The organism is Xanthomonas sp. MUS 060 (assembly GCF_000963215.1).
GTDB lineage: Bacteria > Pseudomonadota > Gammaproteobacteria > Xanthomonadales > Xanthomonadaceae > Xanthomonas_A.
Window position 1 is genome coordinate 274,646 of sequence record NZ_JZIM01000004.1, and the last position, 6,635, is coordinate 281,280.

6 protein-coding genes are annotated in these 6,635 nt (G+C 64.5%); 1 reads left to right on the forward strand and 5 read right to left on the reverse strand.

What is annotated here, in order from left to right; translation table 11 throughout:
- Nucleotides 1–94: 94 nt before the first annotated feature.
- A complete protein-coding gene (locus XANALMUS060_RS07200) occupies nt 95–721 on the reverse strand; it encodes a tetratricopeptide repeat protein (protein ID WP_200894019.1) in 627 nt (208 codons plus the stop codon).
- A 181-nt stretch (nt 722–902) separates the two neighbouring features.
- Between XANALMUS060_RS07200 and XANALMUS060_RS07205 the strand changes: the two genes are divergently transcribed.
- On the forward strand, nt 903–4,496 hold the full coding sequence (locus tag XANALMUS060_RS07205) for an indolepyruvate ferredoxin oxidoreductase family protein (protein WP_045737767.1): 3,594 nt from the start codon (nt 903–905) through the stop codon (nt 4,494–4,496).
- 27 nt (nt 4,497–4,523) lie between these two features.
- On the opposite strand, the gene XANALMUS060_RS07210 is transcribed toward XANALMUS060_RS07205, so the two are convergent.
- From XANALMUS060_RS07210 to XANALMUS060_RS20510, 4 genes are all read right to left on the reverse strand, one after another.
- On the reverse strand, nt 4,524–5,129 hold the full coding sequence (locus XANALMUS060_RS07210) for a DUF938 domain-containing protein (RefSeq protein ID WP_045737768.1): 606 nt from the start codon (nt 5,127–5,129) through the stop codon (nt 4,524–4,526).
- Nucleotides 5,130–5,166: 37 nt separating this feature from the next.
- Nucleotides 5,167–5,328: a hypothetical protein gene (locus XANALMUS060_RS20505; protein WP_161795386.1), complete on the reverse strand. Its 162-nt coding sequence runs from the start codon at nt 5,326–5,328 to the stop codon at nt 5,167–5,169.
- Between the two features lie 108 nt (nt 5,329–5,436).
- Nucleotides 5,437–6,249, reverse strand: a complete 813-nt coding sequence (locus tag XANALMUS060_RS07215) for an EcsC family protein (RefSeq protein ID WP_200894017.1) — start codon at nt 6,247–6,249, stop codon at nt 5,437–5,439.
- Nucleotides 6,250–6,415: 166 nt separating this feature from the next.
- A partial coding sequence (locus tag XANALMUS060_RS20510; RefSeq protein WP_161795387.1) for a hypothetical protein occupies nt 6,416–6,635 on the reverse strand: 220 nt, incomplete at its 5' end.

Consider the following 6,635-nt stretch of genomic DNA (forward strand, 5'->3'; position numbering starts at 1 on the left):
GCTCTGCGCAAGTTACGCTGCCATTTACACGCGCGCGGTGCGCCCACAGCGACGAAGGGTGCCGGCGCCGCGCCAGGCGCTGCCATCTGGCGGCTCAAGGCCAAGCCGGCGGCGCAGCCTGCCAGGCAGCTTGGACATCGGCCAACGTGGCGCGCTCGGCATCGCGCCAGTTCGGCAGCAAGGCGGCGAAATCGGCACCGCTCCCCCATTTATCCGGCCAAGTGCGCACGGCAGCGGCGTACCACTTCACCGCTTCGTCCTTGCGCTGCAAGCGCCACAGGACCAGTGCCAGGGTCGGCGGGATCCAATCCGGCGTCGCTGGATGACCATTGATCAGCCCACTCCAGTGGCTCAGCGCGCCAGCCGGATCGTCAATGCGCAGCAGGCTCCAGCCGTAATTCCACTCCACCTGACGACGCTGTACCCCACCTGAGAGGCCGTGCAAAGCCTCTTGGTAAAGCTGTTTGCCCAATTCCTGGCGGCCGTCGGTCATGGCGATAGCGGCCAGTTGCGCACGCGCCTGACTCGTACCCGAACCGGCATCCAAATTGCGCTGCACGGCATTGGCAAGACGCTCCACCAGCGCATCGCCATTGCCAGCAATGGCAACCACTGGACGCGTGGTGCTTGGGTCCTGATCGAAATAAAATTCTTTCGGCGCCGGCAACGCTTGCGCCCCCGTCACACCGACTGCCCCCATGCAAGCCAGTGCCATGGCCATTACCTGTGTGTGTATCTTCATTACTGAAACCCCTTGCAGGTCGTCCCCTCCCTCTTGCCCCATCCTAACCGCCAACAGCGCTGCGGGCGAGCGCCTGCCTGCAAAAACGTGACTGATACAATCGTCCGCTGGCGCACGCTAAAGCATGCGGCGCGCCAACCTTCCATCCCTGGGCAAGTACATGAACCGCATCGCCGATTCGCGTCCATCGTCCTCTCTCGCCACAGTGGCCAACGCTGGCGTGGATGCCAGCTATACGTTGGAAGACAAGTACACCCGCACCGAAGGCCGGATCTATTTGTCCGGCGTGCAAGCGCTGGTGCGCCTGCCGCTGATGCAACAGTTACGCGACCGTGCTGTCGGCCTGAACACTGGCGGCTTCGTCAGCGGCTACCGTGGCAGTCCGCTGGGCGGTTTTGACCTGGAGTTGTGGCGCGCGCGCAAGCACCTGGACGCCGCCAATGTGGTCTTCAAGCCAGGCATCAATGAAGACCTGGGTGCGACCATGGTATGGGGCACGCAACAGACCAACCTGTTCCCTGGCGCACACGTGGATGGTGTATACGCCATGTGGTACGGCAAAGGCCCGGGCGTAGACCGTTGCGGCGACGTGTTCAAACACGGTAACGCCGCCGGCACCTCGCGTCATGGCGGTGTGCTGGTGCTGGCCGCCGATGACCATGCCTGCCGTAGCTCGACCCTGCCGCACGGCTCGGAAGAGGAGTTCGTCAGTGCGATGATGCCGGTACTCAACCCGGCCGGCGTGCAGGACATTCTCGACCTTGGCCTGCTCGGCTGGGCGATGAGCCGTTATACCGGGCGCTGGATCGGCTTCAAGACCATCGCCGAGACGGTGGAATCCTCGGCATCGGTGGAAGTGAATCCGTTTGCGCGGCAGATTGTGTTGCCGGAGGATTTCGCGCTGCCGCCGGGCGGACTCAACATCCGCTGGCCAGATCCGCCGCTGGACCAGGAAATGCGCCTGCACCGCTACGCGATCGGCGCCGCGCAAGCCTTCGCCCGTGCCAACGGCATCGACCGCATGGTGATGGACGCGTCGCAGGCGCGACTGGGCATCGTCACCACCGGCAAAAGCTATCTGGACGTGTTGCAGGCGTTGGAGTACCTGGGCCTGGACGCGGACACCTGCGCGCAGATCGGTATCCGTGTGTACAAGGTCGGCATGAGCTGGCCACTGGAACCGCTGGGCATCGCCGCGTTCGCGCGCGGGCTGCAAGACATCGTGGTGGTGGAGGAAAAGAAGTCCTTCATCGAGCGGCAGATGAAGGAACAGTTGTACGCCTGGCCAAGCAACGCCGGCCCACGCCCGAACATCATCGGCAAGTACGACGAGGCCGGCGAATGGATCCTGCCCTCCACCGGTGAACTGACCCCGGCCACCATCGCCGCGGTGATCGCCAAGCGCATCCTGCGCCTGCCGCAATCCAGTGCGATCGATACCACCTCGATCGAACAACGACTGCAGTGGATGACGGACAAAGAAGCCGAAATGGCACTGCCGCGTGTCGACTTCACCCGCGTCCCGCACTACTGCTCCGGCTGCCCGCACAACACCTCCACGGCCGTGCCAGAAGGATCGCGGGCCATGGGCGGCATCGGCTGTCACTACATGGTGACGTGGATGGACCGCGCCACCGACACCTTCACCCACATGGGCGGCGAAGGCGTGACCTGGTCCGGGCAAGCGCCGTTCACCGACACCGCGCACGTCTTCCAGAACCTGGGCGATGGCACCTATTTCCACAGCGGCTCACTGGCGATTCGTCAGTCGATCGCCGCCGGGGTCAACATCACCTACAAGATCCTCTACAACGACGCCGTGGCGATGACCGGCGGACAGCCGGTGGACGGCACACTCAGCGTGCCCGACATCGTCAGGCAAATGCAGGCCGAAGGCGTGCGCACCATCGTCGTGGTCAGCGACGACATCGACAAATGGACGCGGCGGCGCGAGCTGTTCCCCAGCGAGGTCGAATTTCACGACCGCAGTGAACTGGATGCGGTGCAGCGGTACCTGCGCGAGGTCAAGGGGACCAGCGTGCTGATCTACGACCAGACCTGCGCCACCGAAAAACGACGCCGGCGCAAGCGTGGCACCCTGCCCGACCCACCCAAGCGGGTGCTGGTCAACTCGCTGGTGTGCGAAGGTTGTGGCGATTGTGGCGAAAAAAGTTTCTGCGTGTCGGTGCTGCCGAAGGAAACCGAGTACGGACGCAAACGCCAGATCGACCAGTCCAATTGCAACAAGGATTTTTCCTGCATCTCAGGTTTCTGCCCCAGCTTCGTCACCGTGCACGGTGGGCAGTTGCGCAAAGGCAGCCAGATCGACGCCTCCGCGTTACTGGAGCAGCTGCCGGAACCCACGTTCCAAAGTGATCTGACGCAACCTTGGAACATCCTGATCACCGGCGTCGGCGGCACCGGCGTGGTCACCATCGGCGCGTTGCTTGGCATGGCCGGACACCTGGAAGGCAAAGGCGCCAGCGTGCTCGATCAGACCGGTCTGGCGCAAAAGGGCGGCGCCGTCACCACCCACGTCCGTCTGGCGCGCCGACCCGAGCAATTGCATGCCGTGCGCATTACCGCCGGCGAAGCCAACCTGCTGTTGGGTTGCGACATGGGCGTGGTCAACGACTATTGCGTCCTGTCCAAGGTGCACGGGGAACGCTCCCAGGTGCTGCTCAATACCTACGAAGCAATGCCCGGCAGCTTCACCACGCATCCTGACATGCACTTTCCCGCCACGGAGATTATCGCCAGCGTGCGCCTGGCACTGCGCGGACGCGAGCCCTTGCTGCTGGATGCCACGCAATTGGCCACGGCGTTACTCGGCGACGCCATCGCCAGCAATCTGTTCATGCTTGGCTACGCCTGGCAGCAAGGTCTGGTGCCCCTGTCGCATGCGGCCTTGATGCGCGCCATCGAACTCAATGGCGCCGCCGTGGCGATGAACCAGCAAGCCTTCGCCTGGGGCCGGCGAGCGGCGCTGGATCTGCCTGCGGTGCAGCGCGCAGCCGGAAAGTCCCAGGTCAACGATGCCGCCGAGATCGATGACGCTGCCGCTGCGCCGCTGGACGACAGCCGCCTGTCGCACTCACTGCACGAACGCATCGCGCGCCGCCACGCCTTCCTGACCGATTACCAGGATGCCGCTTATGCCGCGCGCTACACCACGCTGGTGGAACGCGTGCGCGCGGCCGAACACCACATCGCCCCGACCTCGACCGCACTAACCGAAGCGGTGGCGCGCTACGCTTTCAAGCTGATGGCCTACAAGGACGAATACGAAGTGGCGCGGCTGTACACCAGCGGCGAATTCCAGCGGCAGGTCCACGCCCAGTTCGATGGGGATTACACCCTGCAGTTCCATCTGGCACCGCCGCTGCTGGCCGCCAAGGACGCACAGGGCCAACCGCGTAAACATGCTTACGGGCCGTGGATGTTCACCGCGTTCAAGTGGCTGGCCAAGCTGCGCCGACTACGCGGCAGCCGCTTGGATGTCTTCGGCTACAGCGCCGAACGCCGCGGCGAACGTCAGCTCATCGCCGACTACATCGCCACGGTCGACGAACTGCTGCAGCGGCTGCAGACCGATAACCTGGCGCTGGCAGTGCAGATCGCCAGCATTCCCGAGCACATCCGCGGCTACGGTCACGTCAAGCAAGCGCACCTGGACGATGCCAAGCAACGCGAAGCGCGGTTGCTGGCGACGTGGCGCAATCCCAAGGCGCTGCACATCGTGCAGACCACCTGACTCCGTCCGCGGACGCGGACACGTGGCTCAGCAGCCGCGCCGCCAGACCAGGCAGCGATTGTTGGCCGGCATGGTCGCATCTTCCTCCAGCGTCAGCCCCCGCGCATGCGCGAGTGCCATCACCGCCTCTACATCGCGCAGACCGCTGGCGGGATCGCGCGCCTTCAGCCAGGCGTCGAACACACGGTTGCTCTCGCTGGTGAACGCACCGCCGACGTTGAACGGCCCATACACCACCAGCGTCGCGCCCACGCAATCGGCGAACAATCGTCCGACGCCAGCAAAGAAGGCCTGCACCGCCGGCCAGTCCATGATGTGCAGGGTATTGGCGCTGAACACCGCATCGTAGCCGGCAACCGGCCATGGCCCTTCGCGCACGTCCAGGCACAAGGCCGGTGGCGTGTTCGGCAGCGCCGCCGCATCCAACCATTGCGCGATACCGGCGAGGTGCTCGGGGCGCTCACTGCATTGCCAGGTCAACTGCGGCAGCGCTGCGGCGAAATGCACCGCGTGCTGACCGGTACCGCTGCCGATCTCCAGCACACATCGGCGATCGGCGAAGTGCCGACGCAGCACGTCCAGGATTGGTCCACGGTTGCGCTCGCAGGCCGGCGCAAACGGTTTCTCGCTCATCGTGTCCGTTCTCCCAGTCGCTGCCCACGCATCCGCTTCACCCGCGCGAACGCACGAAAATGCACTTGCTGCTGACAGCGTATTTGATCGCTTCGGCCAGTAGACCTGGGATCACCGCCGACTGCGCGTTGTCGACATCGATCCGCACCGCCAGGCGTGGCGGATCGTGGTCGGTCTCGGTGCTGTTGCGGGATTTCATGGCAAGGCCCTGCAAAAATCGGATGCGGCATGACGTCATGATCCCAGAAAGAACGGGGACGACGCGACACGCTGCCTCTGTGTCTGCGCAGACCCGGCACAGCAGCACTCAACGCTGCGCTGGTAACGCCTCGTAAGCCTGGCGCACCGCCGCCTCGCCATAGCGACGTTCCAGCCGGCGCACGATGAAATGGCCGCGCGCCAGCGCTTGGAAGTGCGCAATAAACAAAGCGTTGAGCAGCGCGCCGCTGGCCGCACCGACCAGCGGGACCGCCTGCGCCGCCAACTTCTCGCTGACCGTGACCGAGAATTTGGCCGCGATGCGCGACAGCACCGACACCAGCACCGGCGCGCCCTTGCTGCCGAGTCCGTGCGCCGCGACGTACTGCGCGGCAGCGCCGAGTTGCTGCGCCAGCGCCGCACGCACGGCGAAATAACCGGATTCGCTGTCGTCGTCCTGGCGAGGCCCGCCATGCGCCAGCACCTCCAAACAGGCCAGCGCGGTGGCTGGATCGTCCAGGCGCTCGCCTTCGGCGCGGGCAATATCGGCAATGGAACGCAGCATCAGTGTCGTCGTCAGCGGCAACTCCACCACGAACCCAGGCAACCCGAAGAAGCCACCAACCGCGCCAGTCGTGGCGACCGCAGCTCCGTGCAGACGCGGTCGGGCTTTGGCTGGCGCCTGCGTGCGCAGGGTCGACAACGCCGAGCGCAACGCCACGCGCAACGCACGCTGGCTGATTGCCTCCACCCGCGAGGACAACACGCGCGGCAAGCGTTTGCGGAGCAGGTGCTCGACCGGCGCACCGACCGCATTGGCGATTTTCGTCGCCAAGCCGGGATGTTCGAGCAACGTCCGCGCCTGGGCCAGATCGCGGTAGTCGTCGGCATCCAGCACAGGAACGGGAAAATGCGAGGTCATGGCCGCAAGACTCCTGGCGAGGGTGTACCACAGCATGCACTACGCCGCCTTGCGCGGCTGTGGACAAAGGCTGCGCGGACCGTTGGCCCAAGAGCCGTCTTGAGTTTATTCAATAATGCGCCGTCTGCGTGTGTCGTGTGCGGCGGCGCTCATGCTATCGGTCTGGCTATCGGCCATACGAGTTCTGTTGTTGTTGCTGTTGCTGCCGCATGGCTGTCAACTCCGCTTCTTGTCTCTGCTGCTGGGTCTGCACCTGCTGGAGCGTGGACTGCACCGACGGCGCAGGCTCGCGCAGGTCCAGCGTGAAGTGCTTATAGAAGACATCGAGATCGTACCCCTCGAATATATCGCCCTTGACCACGAAATCGTTTTTCCCTTCTGGACTC

Coding starts and splice junctions, on each gene's coding strand:
- XANALMUS060_RS07200 (WP_200894019.1), bottom strand. CDS start 721: ATGGCCATGGCACTGGCTTGCATGGGGGCAGTCGGTGTGACGGGGGCG.
- XANALMUS060_RS07205 (WP_045737767.1), top strand. CDS start 903: ATGAACCGCATCGCCGATTCGCGTCCATCGTCCTCTCTCGCCACAGTG.
- XANALMUS060_RS07210 (WP_045737768.1), bottom strand. CDS start 5,129: ATGAGCGAGAAACCGTTTGCGCCGGCCTGCGAGCGCAACCGTGGACCA.
- XANALMUS060_RS20505 (WP_161795386.1), bottom strand. CDS start 5,328: ATGAAATCCCGCAACAGCACCGAGACCGACCACGATCCGCCACGCCTG.
- XANALMUS060_RS07215 (WP_200894017.1), bottom strand. CDS start 6,249: ATGACCTCGCATTTTCCCGTTCCTGTGCTGGATGCCGACGACTACCGC.